This is a genomic window from Kitasatospora sp. NPDC059408, assembly GCF_042751525.1.
In the GTDB taxonomy this organism is placed as follows: domain Bacteria; phylum Actinomycetota; class Actinomycetes; order Streptomycetales; family Streptomycetaceae; genus Kitasatospora.
In genome coordinates this window covers 14,319-33,657 of sequence record NZ_JBHYWI010000087.1, presented here as the reverse complement: position 1 = coordinate 33,657, position 19,339 = coordinate 14,319, and the positions used below count along the sequence as shown (strand labels likewise).

Annotated in this window: 16 protein-coding genes and 2 tRNA genes; 12 read left to right on the top strand and 6 right to left on the bottom strand. The window is 70.9% G+C overall.

Annotated features, from left to right (window positions below):
- Window positions 1-61: 61 nt before the first annotated feature.
- The 6 genes from rsmG to rpmH all read right to left on the bottom strand — a co-directional run bounded on the left by rsmG (window position 62) and on the right by rpmH (window position 3,776).
- Window positions 62-892, bottom strand: coding sequence for a 16S rRNA (guanine(527)-N(7))-methyltransferase RsmG (rsmG, locus tag ACFXDE_RS37000; RefSeq protein WP_380498766.1), 831 nt, complete (start codon window positions 890-892; stop codon window positions 62-64).
- Window positions 893-1,071: 179 nt separating this feature from the next.
- Window positions 1,072-1,602 carry a R3H domain-containing nucleic acid-binding protein gene (locus ACFXDE_RS36995; protein WP_359964154.1) on the bottom strand — a complete coding sequence of 177 codons (531 nt, stop codon included), beginning with the start codon at window positions 1,600-1,602 and terminating at the stop codon, window positions 1,072-1,074.
- A gap of 67 nt (window positions 1,603-1,669) precedes the next feature.
- The gene (yidC, locus tag ACFXDE_RS36990) at window positions 1,670-2,827 is read right to left on the bottom strand and encodes a membrane protein insertase YidC (protein ID WP_380441737.1); all 1,158 of its coding nucleotides are present in this window, start codon (window positions 2,825-2,827) and stop codon (window positions 1,670-1,672) included.
- Complete coding sequence (gene yidD / locus ACFXDE_RS36985) at window positions 2,824-3,195, bottom strand: membrane protein insertion efficiency factor YidD (protein WP_380441739.1); 372 nt, start codon at window positions 3,193-3,195, stop codon at window positions 2,824-2,826. The genes yidC and yidD overlap by 4 nt, the downstream gene beginning before the upstream one ends.
- The gene (gene rnpA / locus ACFXDE_RS36980) at window positions 3,192-3,620 is read right to left on the bottom strand and encodes a ribonuclease P protein component (protein WP_359964159.1); all 429 of its coding nucleotides are present in this window, start codon (window positions 3,618-3,620) and stop codon (window positions 3,192-3,194) included. The genes yidD and rnpA overlap by 4 nt, the downstream gene beginning before the upstream one ends.
- An 18-nt stretch (window positions 3,621-3,638) precedes the next feature.
- Window positions 3,639-3,776, bottom strand: coding sequence for a 50S ribosomal protein L34 (gene rpmH, locus ACFXDE_RS36975; RefSeq protein WP_030059672.1), 138 nt, complete (start codon window positions 3,774-3,776; stop codon window positions 3,639-3,641).
- 365 nt (window positions 3,777-4,141) lie between these two features.
- Between rpmH and dnaA the strand changes: the two genes are divergently transcribed.
- From dnaA to ACFXDE_RS36915, 12 genes are all read left to right on the top strand, one after another.
- On the top strand, window positions 4,142-5,941 hold the full coding sequence (gene dnaA, locus ACFXDE_RS36970; RefSeq protein WP_380498765.1) for a chromosomal replication initiator protein DnaA: 1,800 nt from the start codon (window positions 4,142-4,144) through the stop codon (window positions 5,939-5,941).
- A 976-nt stretch (window positions 5,942-6,917) separates the two neighbouring features.
- A complete protein-coding gene (dnaN, locus tag ACFXDE_RS36965; protein WP_359964163.1) occupies window positions 6,918-8,048 on the top strand; it encodes a DNA polymerase III subunit beta in 1,131 nt (376 codons plus the stop codon).
- Window positions 8,049-8,288: 240 nt separating this feature from the next.
- A complete protein-coding gene (gnd, locus tag ACFXDE_RS36960; protein ID WP_380498764.1) occupies window positions 8,289-9,164 on the top strand; it encodes a phosphogluconate dehydrogenase (NAD(+)-dependent, decarboxylating) in 876 nt (291 codons plus the stop codon).
- A gap of 36 nt (window positions 9,165-9,200) precedes the next feature.
- Window positions 9,201-10,334, top strand: coding sequence for a DNA replication/repair protein RecF (recF, locus tag ACFXDE_RS36955; protein WP_380498763.1), 1,134 nt, complete (start codon window positions 9,201-9,203; stop codon window positions 10,332-10,334).
- Between the two features lie 211 nt (window positions 10,335-10,545).
- Window positions 10,546-11,085, top strand: a complete 540-nt coding sequence (locus tag ACFXDE_RS36950; protein WP_380441749.1) for a DUF721 domain-containing protein — start codon at window positions 10,546-10,548, stop codon at window positions 11,083-11,085.
- A gap of 261 nt (window positions 11,086-11,346) precedes the next feature.
- Entirely contained in the window at window positions 11,347-13,371 is a 2,025-nt protein-coding gene (gene gyrB / locus ACFXDE_RS36945; RefSeq protein WP_380441751.1) for a DNA topoisomerase (ATP-hydrolyzing) subunit B, read from the top strand.
- A gap of 131 nt (window positions 13,372-13,502) precedes the next feature.
- Window positions 13,503-16,040 carry a DNA gyrase subunit A gene (gyrA, locus tag ACFXDE_RS36940; protein WP_380498768.1) on the top strand — a complete coding sequence of 846 codons (2,538 nt, stop codon included), beginning with the start codon at window positions 13,503-13,505 and terminating at the stop codon, window positions 16,038-16,040.
- A 225-nt stretch (window positions 16,041-16,265) separates the two neighbouring features.
- Window positions 16,266-16,916: a DUF3566 domain-containing protein gene (locus tag ACFXDE_RS36935; RefSeq protein WP_380498762.1), complete on the top strand. Its 651-nt coding sequence runs from the start codon at window positions 16,266-16,268 to the stop codon at window positions 16,914-16,916.
- 251 nt (window positions 16,917-17,167) lie between these two features.
- Window positions 17,168-18,562 carry a class I SAM-dependent methyltransferase gene (locus ACFXDE_RS36930; RefSeq protein ID WP_380498767.1) on the top strand — a complete coding sequence of 465 codons (1,395 nt, stop codon included), beginning with the start codon at window positions 17,168-17,170 and terminating at the stop codon, window positions 18,560-18,562.
- Between the two features lie 16 nt (window positions 18,563-18,578).
- Window positions 18,579-18,655: transfer RNA gene (locus ACFXDE_RS36925), tRNA-Ile, on the top strand.
- 93 nt (window positions 18,656-18,748) lie between these two features.
- Window positions 18,749-18,822 (top strand) — tRNA-Ile (locus tag ACFXDE_RS36920).
- 256 nt (window positions 18,823-19,078) lie between these two features.
- Window positions 19,079-19,207: a DLW-39 family protein gene (locus ACFXDE_RS36915; protein WP_014137031.1), complete on the top strand. Its 129-nt coding sequence runs from the start codon at window positions 19,079-19,081 to the stop codon at window positions 19,205-19,207.
- Window positions 19,208-19,339: the final 132 nt, after the last annotated feature.

Below are 19,339 nucleotides of genomic sequence, written 5' to 3'. Positions count from 1 at the left end.
GGCCCTCCCTGTTCGGGAGGGCCACCCGCCCGTCGTGGCGAGTGTCGAGCGTCACCCGGGGTCAGCGGCCCCGGCGGCGCCCGCCCCGGCCGCGCTCACCGGTGCGGGGGGCCGCGGTCCGGCCGGCCCGGGCCGCCTTGGCCCGCCGGGTCGCCGCCTTCACCCCGCCGGGGCTCTCCCCCGCCTTGACCTGGACCACCCGGGTCGAGGTCTCCAGGGTGCCCTCACCGACCGAGATGACGCTCCACTCGACCGCGCCGAGCTTGGTCAGCCCGGCCCGCGAGTCGGCCAGCTCCTGCTCGGCGCTGTCGCCCTTGAGCGCCAGCATCTGCCCGTGCGGGCGGAGCAGCGGCATGCCCCAGCCGGCCAGCCGGTCCAGCGGGGCCACCGCCCGGGCGGTCACCACGTCCACCGCGAGCTTGCCGACCATCTCCTCGGCCCGGCCGCGCAGCACGGTGACGTTCTCCAGGGCCAGCTCGCGGACGACCTCCTCCAGGAAGGTGGTCCGCCGCAGCAGCGGCTCCAGCAGCGTCACCGAGACGTCCGGACGGGCCAGCGCCACCGGGATGCCCGGCAGACCGGCGCCGGAGCCGACGTCGCACAGGGTGGTGCCGGCCGGCAGCAGCTCGGCGAGCACCGCGCAGTTCAGCACGTGCCGGTCCCAGAGCCGGGGCACCTCGCGCGGCCCGATCAGCCCGCGCTGGACGCCCGCGGTGGCCAGCAGCTCGGTGTAGCGGACCGCGGCGTCGAAGCGCTCGCCGAAGACCTCCCGGGCGGCGGCCGGCGCCTCGCCGGGCCCCCCCGCGGCGGGCGGCGCGGCACCCTCGCCCTCAGCGGCCGGATTGACGGCACCCGCCCCCGGCTGGCCGTCAGCCGTGCTCTCCGTGTCCATCTCGACCTCTCCGATCCCCGGATCCACCGACCCGCTCTCCCGCACAGTTCCACGTGAAACATCTGTCGCCGGGCCACCGCCCCGCGAAGGGACGACGACCCCGCCCGCACGAGGCGGACGGGGTCGCGTCCTGTGAAGCGCACCGGTCGCCGGGGCGACCGGTCGTCGACCTGTCGGCCTCAGGCCGGCAGCACGACCACGCACCGCTGGGGCTCTTCGCCCTCGGACTCGCTGCGCAGACCCGCCGCGGCGACCGCGTCGTGGACCACCTTGCGCTCGAAGGGCGTCATCGGCCGCAGCTTGACCTGCTCGCCCGTGCGCTTGGCCTGCTCGGCCGCCTTGGCGCCGAGCGCGGCCAGCTCCTCCCGCTTGCGGGCCCGGAAGCCGGCAATGTCCAGCATGAGGCGGCTGCGCTCACCGGTCTCCCGGTGGACGGCCAACCGGGTCAGCTCCTGCAGGGCCTCCAGCACCTCACCGTCCTGGCCGACCAGGCGCTGGATCGCCCGGTCGTTGCCGTCGCTGACGATGGAGACCAGGGCGCGGTCGCCCTCGACGTCCATGTCGATGTCACCGTCGAGGTCGGCGATGTCGAGCAGACCCTCCAGGTAGTCCGCCGCGATGTCGCCCTCCTGCTCCAGACGGGAGATGAGGCTCTCGTCGGCGCTGGCGGCGGCCTCGGCCTCGACGGCGGAGGTGGTGCCTTCCGTCACTGATGGACTCCTTCGGAGATGAGGCCCAGGTTGGGTGGGCCGGGAACGAAGCTCTGGACGAAGCCGGTCAGGACTTCTTCTTCGGCCGCTGGCCGCCGCGCTTCGGCTGCTGACGGGCGGTGCCGGGCTTGGCGCCCCCGGGTCGGGAGGTGCCGGGCTTGGCGGCGGCCGGCGTGGCGCTGCCGGCGTCGGCCGGAACGGCGTCCGCGGGCTCCTCCTCCGCCGGGGCGTCCTTGGTCAGGCTCGCGGTCTGGCCGCCGGTGTGCTGGCGCTGGGCCTTGGTCTGCTTGCGCGGCTGCTGGCGACGCGCCTGCACCGACTCCTCGACCGTCGCGGAGGCCTCGGCGGCCGCGGTGAGGGCCGCCTTCGACGGGGGCAGCATGCCCCACAGGGCACCCTTGATCTCCGAGCCGTCCGGGTTCAGGCGACCGGCCTTCTTGAGGCGCACCTGCCGCTCGTCCCAGGCCTTGCTGCCCGGAGTCGGGTTGTTGCGGATGACGATCAGCTGCTGGCCCATCGACCAGACGTTGGTGGTCAGCCAGTAGACCAGGACACCCACCGGGAAGTTGATGCCCATGACGGCGAACATGAGCGGGAAGACGTACATCAGCATCTTCTGCTGCTGCATGAACGGCGTCTTCACCGTGAGGTCGACGTTCTTGGTCATCAGCTGGCGCTGGGTGATGAACTGCGACGCCGACATCATGATGATCATCACCGCGGTGACGATCTTGACGCTGGTCTCACCGCTGCTGACGAAGGTCGCGGAGAGCGGGGCACCGAAGATGTGCGCCTTGCCGGCGCTCAGCAGCAGGTCGCCGTGGATGACGCCGATGTCGTGGCCCTTGGCCACGTTGGCGAGCACACCGTAGAGAGCGGTGAAGAACGGCGCCTGGACGATGATGGGAAGGCAGCTGGAGAACGGGTTGGTACCCGCATCCTTGTACAGCTTCATCATCTCTTCGGACTGGCGCTGCCGGTCGTTCTTGTAGCGCTCCTGGATGGCCTTCATCTTCGGCTGGATCGCCTGCATGGCCCGGGTCGCCTTGATCTGCTTCACGAAGAGCGGGATCAGGCAGATCCGGATGACGACCACCATCGAGGCGATGGACAGACCCCAGGCCCAGCCACCGTCCGGGTCGAAGACGTTGCTGTACAGCGTGTGGAACTGGACGATGATCCAGGACACCGCTGTGTACAAGGGGTTCAGGAAGGAGAAGGTCACCGGTCAGGCTCCTTGGACATGAGGATCGGCCGCTCGGGGCCAATGGTCGCCGGGCCCTCGGGGGCCGGACCGGCGGGGTTGGTGGCCACCGGCGCCCCGGTGGCGGACCGGCTGCTCAGCCGGTCTCGCAACCGGCGGTGCCACACCGGGTGCTTGCGCGGCGGGACGTGATCGACCCCGCCGGGGCTCCACGGATTGCAGCGCAGGATGCGCCAGACGGTCAGCCCGCCGCCCTTGACCGCCCCGTGCACCTTCACGGCCTCGAAGCCGTAGTGCGAACAGGAGGGGTAGTAGCGGCAGACCGGACCGAGCAGTGGGCTGATCGTCCACTGGTAGACCCTGATCAGACCCATCAGCAGGTACTTCATCGCCCTGCTCCCGTCGGCGCCGTCGTGGCGGGCTCCGCCTTCAGCAACCGCTTGAGCGCCGCGTCCAGGTCGCGTTCGAGGTCCTGGTACGAGGCGGACGCGGCCTGGGGCAGCGCACGCACCACTATCAGGCTACCGGCGGGCAGCCTGGACAGACGATCACGTACGAGGTGGCGCAACCGGCGCTTGACCAGGTTGCGAACGACCGCCGGGCCAACGGCCTTGCTCACGACGAAACCCGCACGCGCCGAAGGAGTCCCCTCGGCGACGTGCGGGCGGGAGTCGCTGGTCCGGTCGGCCTGGCCCTTGGGGTCACCGTCTCTGCTGAGATGGACGACCAACAGGGGCCGGCCGGCCCGACGACCGCGTTTCACCGCGGTCGCGAAGTCCTGGCGCCGCCGCAGCCGATTCTCGGAGGGCAGCACAACAGACTCTGTCGTGGATCAGGCGGACAGACTGGCGCGGCCCTTGCCACGGCGGGCGGCCAGGATGGCGCGGCCGGCGCGGGTACGCATACGCAGCCGGAAGCCGTGGGTCTTCGCGCGACGACGGTTGTTCGGCTGGAAGGTGCGCTTGCTCACTCGGGGGCTCCTGAGGTGAATCGTAGGATGACGGGAAGTCGCTTGGCCGTCACCGTGCGTCCGCGTGATCTCCCCTGATTCGGAAATCCGGCCCGTTTCCCCAGTTCGGCTGGGGTTTGAGGCAATCCACGGCGCCCGTGCTGCGCGCCTTATGGAGCGGGTGGACCCGCGGACATGCGGCAGCGGCCATCGACAACTCGACCTGGTTACGGTACGCGGGACGGGGCACGAGGGTCAAACCAGCCGTCCCGGACGGCCCGGCTCGTCCGGTTTGCCCACAGCCTGTGGACAACGACTTGATCCGGCTCTGTTCGCTGACTACCGTTGCAGGACTTGTCTGGTTTGTTCTTGGAAAGCGTGCACCAGTGGCTGATGTCAACAGCGACCTCGTCCCGGTCTGGGCGAGGGTCGTCGAGCGGCTGGTCAACGACCCGGACGTCGGCGAGATGGACAAGCAGTGGGTGCAGCGCACCCAGCCGATGTGGATGATGCACGACACCGCCCTGCTGGCGACCCCGAACGAACGGGCCAAGCAGGTGCTGGAGGGCCGGCTGCTGCCGCAGCTGACCGAGGCCCTCAGCCGTGAACTCAGCCGCCCGGTGCGCATCGCCGTGATGGTCGATGCCAACGCCGTCCCCACGACCCCCGCGCCGGCCCCCCACGCCCCCGTGGAGCCCTACCCGGGCCCCGTCCAGGACGACGGCTACGGCGGCCAGGGCTACCAGCAGCCGTACGAGCAGGACTACGACCGCCCCCGGTACGACACCGGCGGCTACGAGCAGCGCCCCGCGCCCTACGGCGCTCCGGCGGCGCCCCACTCCTGGTCCGGCTACCAGGACCACGACAGCCAGTACCACGACATCGAGGACGAGCCCGCGCCCCGTGCGGTGCAGCGCCCGATGCCCGGCCCGCCCGCGACCACCCAGGGCGACCTCTTCGGCGGCGCCTACGGCCCCGGCCCGAACGAGCAGCCCCGCACCACCGGCGGCCGCCGCTCGCCCGGCGCACGCCCCGGTGGCGGGCGCCCGTCCGACAAGCCCGCGCCGGAGCGCGCCCTAGAGCGCCCCGCGGTGCCCGGCGTGCCCGCGCCCCCCGGGGCTCCCCCGGCCGGCGGCTCGCGCAAGGACGAGCCGGCCGCCCGGCTGAACCCCAAGTACCTCTTCGACACCTTCGTCATCGGCGCGAGCAACCGCTTCGCGCACGCGGCGGCGGTCGCGGTCGCCGAGGCCCCGGCCAAGGCGTACAACCCGCTCTTCATCTACGGCGAGTCCGGGCTGGGCAAGACCCACCTGCTCCACGCCATCGGGCACTACTCGCGCAGCCTCTTCCCGGGCACCCGCGTGCGGTACGTGTCCTCGGAGGAGTTCACCAACGAGTTCATCAACTCGATCCGGGACGGCAAGGCGGACACCTTCCGCAAGCGCTACCGGGACATGGACATCCTGCTCGTGGACGACGTGCAGTTCCTCGCGCAGAAGGAGTCCACGCAGGAGGAGTTCTTCCACACCTTCAACACCCTGCACAACGCGAACAAGCAGATCGTCCTCTCGTCGGACCGGCCGCCCAAGCTGCTGACCACGTTGGAGGACCGGCTGCGCAACCGCTTCGAGTGGGGTCTGATCACCGACGTCACCCCGCCGGAGCTGGAGACCCGGATCGCGATCCTCCGCAAGAAGGCGATCCAGGAGCAACTCAACGCCCCGGCCGACGTGTTGGAGTTCATCGCGTCCCGGATCACCCGCAACATCCGGGAGTTGGAGGGCGCCCTCATCCGGGTCACCGCCTTCGCCAACCTCAACCGGGCGCCGGTGGACCTGGAGCTGGCCGGCATCGTCCTCAAGGACCTGATCCCGGGCGGGGACGAGGACGCGGGCCCCGAGATCACCGCGCAGGTCATCATGCAGCAGACCGCGGCCTACTTCGGGCTGGGCGTGGACGACCTCTGCGGATCCTCGCGCAGCCGCGTGCTGGTGACCGCGCGTCAGATCGCGATGTACCTGTGCCGGGAGCTCACCGACCTGTCGCTGCCGAAGATCGGCGCGCAGTTCGGCGGCCGCGACCACACCACGGTGATGCACGCGGACCGCAAGATCCGCTCGCTGATGGCGGAGCGGCGCTCGATCTACAACCAGGTCACCGAGCTCACCAACCGCATCAAGAGCTAGTACTCCCAGGGCCGTTGGGGCCGCCGCCGGCACTTCTGCGGAAGGCCGGCCGCGGCGCGACCCGCCGAGGGCGTCAGGGGCGATCCTGACGCCCTCTCGGCGTATCCACAGGTGTGCATCACCCGAATGCGGGGCAGGGATGTCTCGACGGATGCTCCGCCACTCCACAGTCGGCGTCGAACATCTGACCGGTGATTCGAAAACCGGCAGCGCAGGGGGCGCTCGTCCACAGGTGACGGGCTTTCTCCACCGTCCACAGGGCGCGACGCCCGAAGTTATCCAGAATTCCTCCACAGGCGGGCCGCCGCTACGCTCTTCCGCGCAGGTCAGGTGCCTGTGGACTTGTGCACAACCGTTATCCACAGGGTGTGGACAATTGACGGGCCGCCAGTGGGCCGTTCGGGTTATCCACCGCTCGTCCCCAGGATCGGGGCGGTTATCCCCAGGTTGTCCACAGCGGCGTCCACAGTTCGACAACTTTGGGGTACCGTTCATGCCCTGGTGTGAAAGGCGTCACGAAAAGTTGACCGGGCCCCGTGGATAACCGGGCCCGGATCTGGGGACGGCGCTGGGGAAAACCTGTGGATACGTTCGGTGCCCTGTGGGTAACGCTCCGCCGTCCACAGCGGGCCCTGTCCGTCCACAGCCGCCATCCACACCCACTGTGGACAAAATTCGGGGGCTGACCTGCGGAAACGGGGTTATCCACGGTTTCCACAGGCCCTACTACTACCACTACACAGTTAGACCCATCGATGCGTTTCAAAGCAGGTGGGCCCGAAATCTGTGGACAACCGTCGCCCGACATCTGTTCGGGTTGCTTCCGCCCGTCTGCCCCGTCTGTCGGCGGAGTACGTCAGACTGTCCTCGGCAACTGGAAGCGGAGTGGCAGAGCTCGGCGGACAGCCAGACCGACGATCAAGATCAGACGAACCAGAGTGCGAGCGGGAGCGCTCGATCCAGGAGGCGGTTACCGGTGAAGTTCCGGGTGGAGCGTGACGTCCTCGCGGAGGCGGTGGCCTGGGCTGCCCGCAGCCTCCCGGCACGGCCGCCGGTGCCGGTGCTGGCCGGCCTGCTGCTGACGGCACAGGACGGCAGCCTGGCCCTGTCCGGCTTCGACTACGAGGTCTCGGCCCGGGTCGAGCTGGAGGCCGACATCGAGGAGGCCGGCACCGTCCTGGTCTCCGGTCGCCTGCTGAACGACATCTCGCGCAACCTCCCCAACAGGCCTGTGGAGATCTCCACCGACGGCCAGCGGGTCAGCGTGGTCTGCGGCAGCTCCCGGTTCACCCTCCCCACCCTCCCGGTGGACGAGTACCCGGCACTGCCCCAGATGCCCACCGCCACCGGCACCGTCTCGGGCGACGTCTTCGCCTCCGCGGTCAGCCAGGCCGCCGTGGCCGCCGGCCGTGACGACACCCTCCCGGTGCTGACCGGCGTCCGGGTCGAGATCGAGGGCGACCGGATCACCCTGGCCGCCACCGACCGCTACCGCTTCGCCGTGCGCGAGCTGCTGTGGAAGCCCGAGCAGTCGGACATCTCCGCCGTCGCGCTGGTCCCGGCCAAGACCCTGCAGGACATCGCCAAGTCCCTGGGCAGCGGCGACAACGTCTCGATCGCGCTGTCCTCGGGCGGCGCGGGCGAGGGCCTGATCGGTTTCGAGGGCGCCGGCCGCCGCACCACCACGCGGCTGCTGGAGGGCGAGTTCCCCAAGTTCCGCAGCCTCTTCCCGACCGAGTTCAGCGCCGTCGCCGCGATCCAGACCCAGCCGTTCCTGGAGGCGCTCAAGCGCGTCTCGCTGGTCGCCGAGCGCAACACCCCGGTCCGGCTCAGCTTCGAGCAGGGCGTGCTGACCCTGGAGGCCGGCTCGGGCGACGACGCCCAGGCCACCGAGCGGGTCGACGCCGACCTGGAGGGCGACGACATCTCGATCGCCTTCAACCCGGGCTACCTGGAGGAGGGCCTCAAGGCCATCGACTCCGCCTACGCCCAGCTGAGCTTCACCACCCCGACCAAGCCCGCCCTCCTGAGCGGCAAGGCCTCGGTGGACGCCGAGGAGGACAAGGCGTACCAGTACCTGATCATGCCGGTCCGCCTCTCGGGCTGATGCTGGTGACCGGCATGATCCCGGAGGTGTGGGGGTCGTCCCCCACAGGACTCCGCATGCCGGTCCGCCTCTCCGGCTGACCCGCACGAGCGATACCCACAGGCCGTACCCACAGCCTGTGGACGGCCTCCCCCGGTCGGCCCGGACCGGGGGAGGCCCTGTGCGTTCAGCGCGTAGGCTCAGGGAGTGTGCGGCAACGGCGCCGCCGGCAGGCACGTCACCACAGGTAAGGACTTGGTCATGGAGCTCGGCCTCATCGGTCTCGGCAAGATGGGCGGCAACATGCGCGAGCGGATCCGCCGCGCCGGCCACACCGTCATCGGCTACGACCGCAACCCGGACGTCTCCGACGTCGAGAGCCTGCAGGAACTCGTCACCAAGCTCCAGGGCCCGCGCGTGGTCTGGGTGATGGTCCCGGCCGGCGCCGCGACCCAGGCGACCGTCGACGAGCTCGCCGAGCTGCTGTCCCCCGGTGACGTCGTGGTCGACGGCGGCAACTCCCGCTGGACGGACGACATCAAGCACGCCGAGGCGCTGGCGGCCAAGGGCATCGGCTTCGTCGACTGCGGCGTCTCCGGCGGCGTCTGGGGCCTGGAGAACGGCTACGCCCTGATGTACGGCGGCGACGCCGAGCACGTCGCGCGGGTCCAGCCGGTCTTCGACGCGCTCAAGCCCGAGGGGGACTTCGGCTCGGTGCACGCGGGCGCCGTGGGCGCCGGCCACTTCGCCAAGATGGTCCACAACGGCATCGAGTACGCGATGATGCAGGCCTTCGCCGAGGGCTGGGAGCTGCTGGAGGCCGCCCCCGAGGTCACCGACGTGCGCGAGGTCTTCCGCAGCTGGCAGGAGGGCACCGTCATCCGCTCCTGGCTGCTGGACCTGGCCGTCCGCGCCCTGGACGACGACGAGCACCTGGAGAAGCTGCGCGGTTGGGCCGCCGACTCCGGCGAGGGCCGTTGGACCGTCGAGGCCGCGATCGACCACGCCGTGCCGCTGCCGGCGATCACCGCCTCGCTGTTCGCCCGCTTCGCCTCGCGCCAGGACGACTCGCCGCAGATGAAGATGATCGCCGCGCTGCGCAACCAGTTCGGTGGCCACGCGGTCGAGTCCAAGTAGCCCCTCCCCACCAGAAGGCGAGCGCAGTCCACAGCCATGCACGTCGCGCACCTGTCGCTCGCCGACTTCCGGTCGTACGCCCGGGCCGAGGTGCCCCTCGACCCGGGCGTGACGGCCTTCGTCGGTCCCAACGGCCAGGGCAAGACCAACCTGGTCGAGGCGATCGGCTACGTCGCCACCCTGGGCAGCCACCGGGTGGCGACCGACGCGCCGCTGATCCGGCTGGGCGCCGAGCGCGCGGTGATCCGCACCTCCGTGGTGAACCGCGGCCGCTCCACCCTGGTCGAACTGGAGCTCACCCCCGGCAAGGCGAACCGGGCCAGGATCAACCGCTCCGACAACGTCCGCCCGCGCGACGTGCTGGGCCTGCTGCGCACCGTGCTGTTCGCCCCCGAGGACCTCAGCCTGGTCAAGGGCGACCCCGGTGAGCGCCGCCGCTTCCTCGACGAGCTGCTGACCGCCCGCGCCCCCCGCCTGGCCGGCGTGCGGCAGGACTACGAACGGGTGCTCAAACAGCGCAACGCGCTGCTGAAGACCGCCGCGATGGCCCGCCGGGCCGGTGGCGGCAAGGGCGCCGACCTCTCCACCCTGGAGGTGTGGGACGGTCACCTCGCCCGAGCCGGAGCCGAGTTGACGGCCTTCCGGATCCAGCTGGTGGCGGCCCTGCAGCCGCTGGTGACGGCCGCGTACGGGCAACTGGCGCCCGGCGGCGGTGACACCGCGCTGGAGTACCGCAGTTCCTTCGAGGGCGACTTGCCGGCCAGCCGCGAGCAGGCCGAGGAACAGCTCCTCCAGGCCCTGCAGGCGGTGCGCAAGCAGGAGGTCGAACGCGGGATCACCCTGGTCGGCCCGCACCGCGACGAGCTCGGGCTCAAGCTGGGCCCGCTGCCCGCCAAGGGCTACGCGAGCCACGGCGAGTCCTGGTCGTTCGCGCTCGCGCTGCGGCTGGCCTCGTACGAGCTGCTGCGCGCCGACGGCGGTGAGCCGGTGCTGATCCTGGACGACGTCTTCGCCGAGCTCGACGCGGCCCGCCGGGACCGGCTGGCCGAGCTGGTGGCCGACGGCGAGCAGGTCCTGGTGACCGCCGCGGTCGCCGAGGACGTGCCGAAGGCGCTGGCCGGCGCCCGCTTCGCGGTGGCCGACGGCGCCGTGCGCCGCGTCGACGCCTGATCCTCCACGCGATCTCCCTCAGGCGATCTTTCTCAGGCGATCCCCCCACGGGCTTGCCGCGCGGGCACGGCTCCGCCGCGCGCCTGACCTTCACGATTCCTCCGTAGAGCCCCCCGGTCGCCCCCGCCGGTGGGCGGATCCCGACCGTCCCACCGCTCCCGTACGCTGGACCGCTCGACCGTTGTCCACAGGCTGGGGAAAGGAGATCGCCGTGAGCGAGTCCGCGGAGACCTCCCCGCAGCCCGGCGCCGACCGGCCGACCGGTGCCGACCTCGCCCGTTCGGCGCTGCGGGCGGCCCGGGCGCAGGCCCGCCAGCGCGGCGAGCAGGTCCAGCAGAAGCGCGAGGCGAAGCGGCACGGCCTGCGCAGCGGGGCCCGTTCGGACGGCCGCGACCCGGTGCCGCTGGGCGCGGCGCTGAACCGGCTGCTGACCGAGCGGGGCTGGGAGTCCTCGGCCGCGGTCGGCGGGGTGATGGGCCGGTGGCCGCAGATCGTCGGCCCGGACATCGCCGCGCACTGCCACCCGTCCTCCTACGACGACCAGGCCGCGGTGCTCACCGTGCAGTGCGACTCGACCGCCTGGGCCACCCAACTGCGCTGGCTGGCCCGGCAGTTGGTGGCCCGTCTGAACCACGAGCTGGGCCACGGCACGGTCCGCACCATCAAGGTGCTCGGCCCGGCCGCACCGGCCCGCGGCTACGGCCGGCTGCGCGCCCCGGGCAGCAAGGGACCGGGCGACACCTGGGGCTGATCGCGGGCGCGGGCCCGTCCTCGGAGGAGGACGACCGGACCACGATCTTCCGGAACCCCTGACAGCCCTTCCAGGCGCTCTGGGCCCCCCGGTCGAGTATCGGGACATGTGCAGAGGGGATTCAGGGCGGCATATCTGCCCTCAAGGGCTGCCAAAGGCCCATCTCTGTCAGTCGTACCGGTAGACTGAGAGCCAAACACTGTTGCTAGTGGCAACCGAGTCGAAACGCCGTGGTCGCACGCCCGCCCACACGGGGTGGGGATGCGGCCCGCGCTGTGCCAGAGAGGGCGCTTCGTGGCCGATTCCGGCAACCCCAGCCAGACCCCAGACCAGACCGACCAGGCTTCCTACACCGGTAGCAACATCCAGGTGCTGGAAGGCCTCGACGCCGTCCGCAAGCGCCCCGGCATGTACATCGGCTCCACCGGTGAGCGCGGCCTGCACCACCTGGTGCAGGAGGTCGTGGACAACTCCGTCGACGAGGCGATGGCCGGGTACGCCGACACCATCGATGTCACGATCATGGCCGACGGCGCGATCCGCTGCGTCGACAACGGCCGCGGCATCCCGGTCGACATCGTCCCGGGCCAGGACAAGCCGGCCGTCGAGGTCGTGCTCACCGTCCTGCACGCCGGCGGCAAGTTCGGCGGCGGCGGCTACGCGGTCTCCGGCGGTCTGCACGGCGTCGGCGTCTCCGTGGTGAACGCGCTGTCCACCCGGCTGTCGGTGGAGATCCACAAGGACGGCCACCGCTGGACCCAGGACTACAAGATGGGCGCGCCGACCGCCCCCCTGGTCAAGGGCGAGACCACCGACAAGACCGGTACGACCGTCACCTTCTGGGCCGACCCGGACATCTTCGAGACCACCGTCTACTCCTTCGAGACGCTCTCCCGGCGCTTCCAGGAGATGGCGTTCCTCAACAAGGGCCTGTCGATCTCGCTGACCGACGAGCGCCCCGAGCACGTGGACGAGGAGGGCAAGCCGCTCACCGTCACGTACAAGTACGACGGCGGCATCGCCGACTTCGTCGCCCACCTCAACTCCCGCAAGGGCGAGGTCATCCACCCCTCGGTCATCGACTACGAGGCGGAGGACAAGGACAAGGCGATCTCGGTGGAGATCGCGATGCAGTGGAACACCTCCTACACCGAGGGCGTCTACAGCTTCGCGAACACCATCCACACCCACGGCGGCGGCACCCACGAGGAGGGCTTCCGCGCGGCGCTGACCGGCCTGGTCAACCGCTACGCGCGCGACAAGAAGCTGCTCCGGGAGAAGGACGACAACCTCTCCGGCGAGGACATCCGCGAGGGCCTGACCGCGATCATCTCGGTCAAGCTCGGCGAGCCGCAGTTCGAGGGCCAGACCAAGGACAAGCTCGGCAACACCGAGGCCAAGACCTTCGTCCAGAAGGTCGTCCACGAGCACCTGAACGACTGGCTGGACCGCAACCCCAACGAGGCCGCGGACATCATCCGCAAGTCCATCCAGGCCGCCACCGCGCGCGTCGCCGCCCGCAAGGCCCGCGACCTCACGCGCCGCAAGGGCCTGCTGGAGTCCGCCTCGCTGCCGGGCAAGCTGTCGGACTGCCAGTCCAAGGACCCCTCCGAGTGCGAGATCTTCATCGTCGAGGGTGACTCCGCCGGCGGCTCGGCCAAGCAGGGCCGCGACCCGCGCACCCAGGCCATCCTGCCGATCCGCGGCAAGATCCTGAACGTCGAGAAGGCCCGGATCGACAAGGTGCTGCAGAACACCGAGGTCCAGGCGCTGATCTCGGCCTTCGGCTGCGGCATCCAGGAGGACTACGACGAGTCCAAGCTCCGGTACCACAAGATCGTCCTGATGGCCGACGCCGACGTCGACGGTCAGCACATCCGCACCCTGCTGCTGACCCTGCTGTTCCGCTTCATGCGGCCGCTGGTCGAGTCCGGGTACGTCTACCTGGCCATGCCCCCGCTGTACAAGATCAAGTGGGGCAAGGACGACTTCGAGTACGCCTACTCCGACCGCGAGCGCGACGCGCTGATCGCGGCCGGCGTGGAGGCCGGGCGCCGGCTCCCCAAGGACGACGCGATCCAGCGCTTCAAGGGTCTCGGCGAGATGAACGCCGAGGAGCTCCGGGTCACCACCATGGACGCCGAGCACCGGCTGCTGCTCCAGGTCACCCTGGAGGACGCCGCCCGCGCCGACGAGCTGTTCTCCGTGCTGATGGGCGAGGACGTCGAGGCCCGCCGCTCCTTCATCCAGCGAAACGCCAAGGACGTCCGCTTCCTGGACGTGTGACGCCGCCCGACCGGCAGCCGCACGTACCAGTCCGCGTGAAAGGAAACTGACCACCAGTGGTCGACGACAACCGTCCCGACGGCGAACAGCCCGAGACCCCCGTACCCGCCGAGGCCACCGCCCAGGCGACCATGCGGATCGAGCCGGTCGAGCTCGAGACCGAGATGCAGCGCTCCTACCTCGACTACGCCATGAGCGTGATCGTCAGCCGGGCGCTCCCCGAGGTCCGCGACGGCCTCAAGCCGGTGCACCGCCGCGTGCTGTACGCGATGTACGACGGCGGGTACCGGCCCGAGAAGGGCTACTACAAGTGCGCCCGCGTCGTCGGCGACGTCATGGGCAACTACCACCCCCACGGCGACACCTCCATCTACGACACCGTGGTCCGCCTGGCCCAGCCGTGGTCGCTGCGGATGCCGCTGGTGGACGGCAACGGCAACTTCGGCTCCCCGGGCAACGACCCGGCCGCGGCCATGCGCTACACCGAGTGCAAGATGATGCCGCTGGCCATGGAGATGATGCGCGACATCGACGAGGAGACCGTCGACTTCGCCGCCAACTACGACGGCCGCTCGCAGGAGCCCACCGTCCTGCCCGCGCGCATCCCCAACCTGCTGGTCAACGGTGCCACCGGCATCGCGGTCGGCATGGCCACCAACATCCCGCCGCACAACCTCCGCGAGGTCGCCTCCGGCGCGCTCTGGGCGCTGGAGCACCCGGACGCCTCCAACGAGGAGCTGCTGGAGGCCCTGATCGAGCGGATCAAGGGCCCGGACTTCCCGACCGGCGCGCTGATCGTCGGCCACCGCGGGATCGACGACTACTTCCGCACCGGCCGCGGCTCGGTCACCATGCGGGCCGTCGTCGAGGTCGAGGAGATCCAGGGCCGCCAGTGCCTGGTGATCACCGAGCTGCCCTACCAGGTCAACCCGGACAACCTCGCGCTGAAGATCGCCGACCTGGTCAAGGACGGCAAGGTCGCCGGCATCGCCGACGTCCGCGACGAGTCCTCCTCGCGCACCGGCACCCGCCTGGTGGTCGTGCTCAAGCGCGACGCGGTCGCCAAGGTCGTGCTGAACAACCTGTACAAGCACACCGAGCTGCAGACCAACTTCGGCGCCAACATGCTGGCCCTGGTCGACGGCGTGCCGCGCACGCTGTCGCTCGACGCCTTCATCCGGCACTGGGTCAACCACCAGGTCGAGGTCATCGTCCGGCGCACCAGGTTCCGCCTGCGCAAGGCCGAGGAGCGCGCCCACATCCTGCGCGCGCTGCTCCGCGCGCTCGACGTGATCGACGAGGTCATCGCGCTGATCCGGGCCTCGGCCAGCGCCGACGCGGCCCGCACCGGCCTGATGGAGCTGCTGTCCATCGACGAGCTCCAGGCCAACGCGATCCTGGAGATGCAGCTGCGCCGCCTGGCCGCCCTGGAGCGCCAGCGGATCACCGACGAGCACGACGAGCTGCAGCGCAAGATCGACGAGTACAACGCGATCCTGGCCTCGCCGACCCGCCAGCGGGAGATCATCTCCGAGGAACTCACCGCGATCGTCGAGAAGTACGGCGACGAGCGGCGCTCGACCCTCATCCCGTCCGACGGCGACCTCTCCATCGAGGACCTCATCGCCGAGGAGGACATCGTCGTCACGATCACCCGTGGCGGCTACGTGAAGCGGACCCGCTCCGACCTCTACCGCTCGCAGAAGCGCGGCGGCAAGGGCGTGCGCGGTGCCCAGCTCAAGCAGGACGACATCGTCGACCACTTCTTCGTGACGACGACCCACAACTGGATCCTGTTCTTCACCAACAAGGGCCGGGTCTACCGCGCCAAGGGCTACGAGCTGCCGGACGCCGGGCGCGACGCCCGCGGCCAGCACGTGGCCAACCTGCTGGCCTTCCAGCCGGAGGAGCACATCACCCAGGTGATGGCCGTCCGCACCTACGAGGACAAGCCGTACCTGGTGCTCGCCACCCGGGCCGGCCTGGTCAAGAAGTCCGCGCTGAAGGACTACGACTCCCCGCGCTCCGGCGGCCTGATCGCGATCAACCTGCGCCAGGACGATGCGGGCCGGGACGACGAGCTGATCGGCGCCGAGCTGGTCTCCTCCGAGGACGACCTGCTGCTGGTCTCCAAGAAGGCCCAGTCGATCCGCTTCACCGCGACCGACGACGCCCTGCGGCCCACCGGCCGCGCCACCTCGGGCGTCAAGGGCATGGCCTTCCGCGAGGACGACGAGCTGCTCTCGATGAACGTCGTCCGCCCGGGCACGTTCGTCTTCACCGCCACCGACGGCGGGTACGCCAAGCGCACGGCGGTGGACGAGTACCGTGTTCAGGGACGCGGCGGCTACGGCACCAAGGCGGCGAAGATCGTCGAGGGCCGGGGTTCGCTGGTCGGCGCGCTGGTGGTCGACGACACCGACGAGATCATGGCGATCACCCTGTCGGGTGGGGTGATCCGCACGAGGGTTTCCGAGGTTCGTGAAACCGGACGTGACACCATGGGCGTCCAACTGATCAACCTCGGAAAGCGCGACGCGGTCGTGGGCATGGCCCGCAACGCGGAGGCCGAGGACGAGGAGACGTCGGAGGACGAGGTCGAGGGCACCGAGTCCACCGAGATGGCCGAGGGTACGGAGACGGCCGCCGGCGGCGAAGCCGGCGTCTGACCGAACCGTTGGCCGGTGCCGTCGCGTCCTCAGTGAGGGGATGCGGCGGCACCGGCCGCCGACCAGTTCCGGGCAATCCCGCCGGGCGCTGGATGTCGAGTGACGAACAGGGCGGTTCCCCCGCCCTGGCGGGAAGTGCGGGAGGACCAGGTGAGTGGAGCCACGGGTGCTGCGGGAGGAGCCTCCGGCGGCCGTCCGGGCGCGCAGGGCGGGGGTGGGTACGGCGTGCCGCAGCCGCCGGCCGAACACCCGGCCGCGTCCACCTCGCTGATGCCACCGGTCGGCGCGGCGGGCCAGAGCGGTGCCACGTACGGCGGTCAGACGCCGGCACCGGGCGCCCAGGGCGGGGCCGGCGGGTTCTCCCAGCCGACCACCTACGCCAAGGGGCAGCCGACCCCGGCCCGGGGCACCCGGACGGGGAACACCCCGCCCGGCGGCACGCCCGTCCCCGGGGCCGCGCGCCGTCCCGGCACCGGAGCCCCGGCCGCCGGCGCGGGCCTGGGCCGCACGCGCAAGGCCCGTCTGCGGGTGACCAAGGTCGACCCGTGGTCCGTGATGAAGGTCAGCTTCCTGCTGTCGCTGGCGGTCGGGATCATCATCATCGTGGCCGCGGCCGTGCTGTGGATGACGCTGGACTCGCTCGGCGTCTTCGACTCGCTGTCCAAGACCCTGAAGGACGTCACGGGGTCGGACAGCAACGGCGGCATCAACATCATGGACTACATCGGCTTCGGCAAGGTGATGACCTTCACCTCGCTGATCGCCGTGGTGGACGTCGTGCTGCTGACCGCGCTGTCCACGCTCTCCGCGTTCATCTACAACGCCGCGGCCGGCTTCACCGGCGGCGTCGAGCTGACCCTCGCCGAGGAGGACTGACCCGGGCGGATCCTGATCCACGGTCAGAACTCCGTCCCCGGACGGAATGGACGGGCCCCGGAGGCTGTTTCAGCCTCCGGGGCCCGTCGGCATTTCGGGTGACAGCCGGCCGCCCGCGGCGTGCCGCCCGGATTCGGGCCGGCCGCGGTGGGATTTGCTGGATGCCGCCCGTTCCGCGTCAGGGAGTGCCGCAGGCCGCCCCCGGTCCGCCCGACCGGGTCGTGCAGGACGACTGGACGGAGGCGCGCTCGATGGCACAGCTCGCAGGTCAACTGGTCGAGGCCCTGGAAGGGCTGCTGGGGGTCCGGGTCCCGCTGCGGGTCCAGGCGTGGGACGGCAGCGTCGCCGGCCCGCCCGGCGCCCCCACCATCGTCCTGCGCAACCGCCGCGCGCTGCGCCGCCTGCTCTGGGCCCCGGGCGAGCTCGGCCTGGCCCGCGCCTACGTCTCGGGGGACCTCGACGTCGCCCCCGGCGGCGACCTCTACGAGGTGCTCGACGCCGTCGGCCGGTTCTCCGAGCTGCCGCGGATCCGCACCCTGGAGTTCGGCCCGGGCGACGTGGTCGGCCCGGAGGGCCGCCGGGCGCTCGCCGCCGTCCTGCGGGCCGGCGCGGTCGGCCCCCGGCCCACGCCGCCCCCCGAGGAGGCCCGGACGGCCCGGGGGCGGCTGCACAGCCGCGGCCGGGACCGCGCCGCCATCAGCCACCACTACGACGTCGGCAACGACTTCTACGGGCTCGTCCTGGGCTCCTCGATGGTCTACTCGTGCGCCTACTGGACGCCGGACTCGAAGAGCCTGGAGGACGCCCAGGCGGCCAAGCTCGACCTGATCTGCCGCAAGCTCGGCCTGCGGCCGGGGATGCGCCTGCTGGACGTCGGCTGCGGCTGGGGCTCGCTGTTGCTGCACGCGGTCCGGCACTACGGCGTCACGGCGGTCGGCGTCTCCATCTCGGCGGAGCAGGTCGCGCTGGCCCGCCGGCGGGTCGAGGAGGCCGGGCTGGCCGACCGGGTGGAGGTCCGGCTCCAGGACTACCGGGAGACCGCCGACGGCCCCTTCGACGCGATCTCCAGCGTCGGCATGGCCGAGCACGTCGGCGAGGAGCAGTACCGGGCGTACGCCGAGGGCCTGTACCGGCTGCTGGTGCCCGGCGGCCGGCTGCTCAACCACCAGATCGCGCGCCGCCCCGACCACCCCGGCGAGGAGCACCGCACCAGCCCGTTCATCGACCGCTACGTCTTCCCGGACGGCGAGCTCTCGCCGGTCGGTTCCACCGTGGCCCGGCTGGAGGAGGCCGGCTTCGAGGTCCGCGACGTCGAGTCGCTGCGCGAGCACTACGCGCTGACGCTGCGCGAATGGGTGGCCAACCTGGAGGCGCACTGGACGGAGGCGGTCCGGCTGGTCGGCCGCGGCCGGGCCAGGGTGTGGCGGCTGTACATGGCGGCCTCCGCGCTGGCCTTCGAGCAGAACCGGATCGGGATCAACCAGGTCCTCGCCGTCCGCAGCACCGAGGAGGGCGCGGCCGGCCTGCCGGCGACCCGGGAGGAGTGGCTGCTGCGGCGCTCCGCCGGGGCGCCGCGGCTCGGCGCCGGGGTCCCCGCCGCGACCCCCGCCGGAACGGATTTGGGGGATCGGCGGTCGGTCCGCTAATCTTTCAGTGCGGCAAGGGCCTATAGCTCAGACGGTTAGAGCGCTTCCCTGATAAGGAAGAGGCCACAGGTTCAAGTCCTGTTAGGCCCACCACCGCGAAGGGCCCGGAGTGGATCACTCCGGGCCCTTCGGCGTTTCCCGGTTTTCGTTCCACGGCCAGGTTCCGGTAACCTCTGCGTGTGGCGAGGGCCTATAGCTCAGACGGTTAGAGCGCTTCCCTGATAAGGAAGAGGCCACAGGTTCAAGTCCTGTTAGGCCCACCTCCCCGAAGGGCCCGGAGTGGATCACTCCGGGCCCTTCGGCGTTTCCCGGCGTCAATCCCGCGGTCCGGGCGCGGGGTTGGCGGCAGCGGTGGCTGGTCACGATTGGGACACCGGTGTGTATCATCGGCCGCAAGGGCAGTCTGGCACCCGGCGGCCCCGTAGGCGTTCGAAAAGAACTGGACTCGTCGGCCCGGTCACTCCGGCCGGAACTCGGCTCTTGAGTCCACTTATGCAAGAAGGACGAGGTCCCGCGGTGAAGAAGCTTCTCCTGGTCGCCCTGGTCGCCCTCGGCGGCTTCTTTGTCTACCGTCAGGTCCAGGCGGACCGCGCCGAGCAGGACCTGTGGACCGAGGCCACCGACCCGGTTCCGGCCGGTCGCTGACCTCCGGGCGATCTGACGATCGACGATCTTCGGGGGCGCTCCGCGCGCCTCCTCGGGTCGGGGGGAGCCGGGCGCGGCAGGGCACGGGGCCAGCAAAGCCTAGGAGGGAAGAGAGAGAACGACCAAACCGCA

Coding starts and splice junctions, on each gene's coding strand:
- rsmG (WP_380498766.1), bottom strand. CDS start 892: ATGGACACGGAGAGCACGGCTGACGGCCAGCCGGGGGCGGGTGCCGTC.
- yidD (WP_380441739.1), bottom strand. CDS start 3,195: ATGAAGTACCTGCTGATGGGTCTGATCAGGGTCTACCAGTGGACGATC.
- gnd (WP_380498764.1), top strand. CDS start 8,289: ATGGAGCTCGGCCTCATCGGTCTCGGCAAGATGGGCGGCAACATGCGC.
- recF (WP_380498763.1), top strand. CDS start 9,201: ATGCACGTCGCGCACCTGTCGCTCGCCGACTTCCGGTCGTACGCCCGG.
- gyrB (WP_380441751.1), top strand. CDS start 11,347: ATGCGGCCCGCGCTGTGCCAGAGAGGGCGCTTCGTGGCCGATTCCGGC.
- gyrA (WP_380498768.1), top strand. CDS start 13,503: ATGCGGATCGAGCCGGTCGAGCTCGAGACCGAGATGCAGCGCTCCTAC.
- ACFXDE_RS36930 (WP_380498767.1), top strand. CDS start 17,168: ATGGCACAGCTCGCAGGTCAACTGGTCGAGGCCCTGGAAGGGCTGCTG.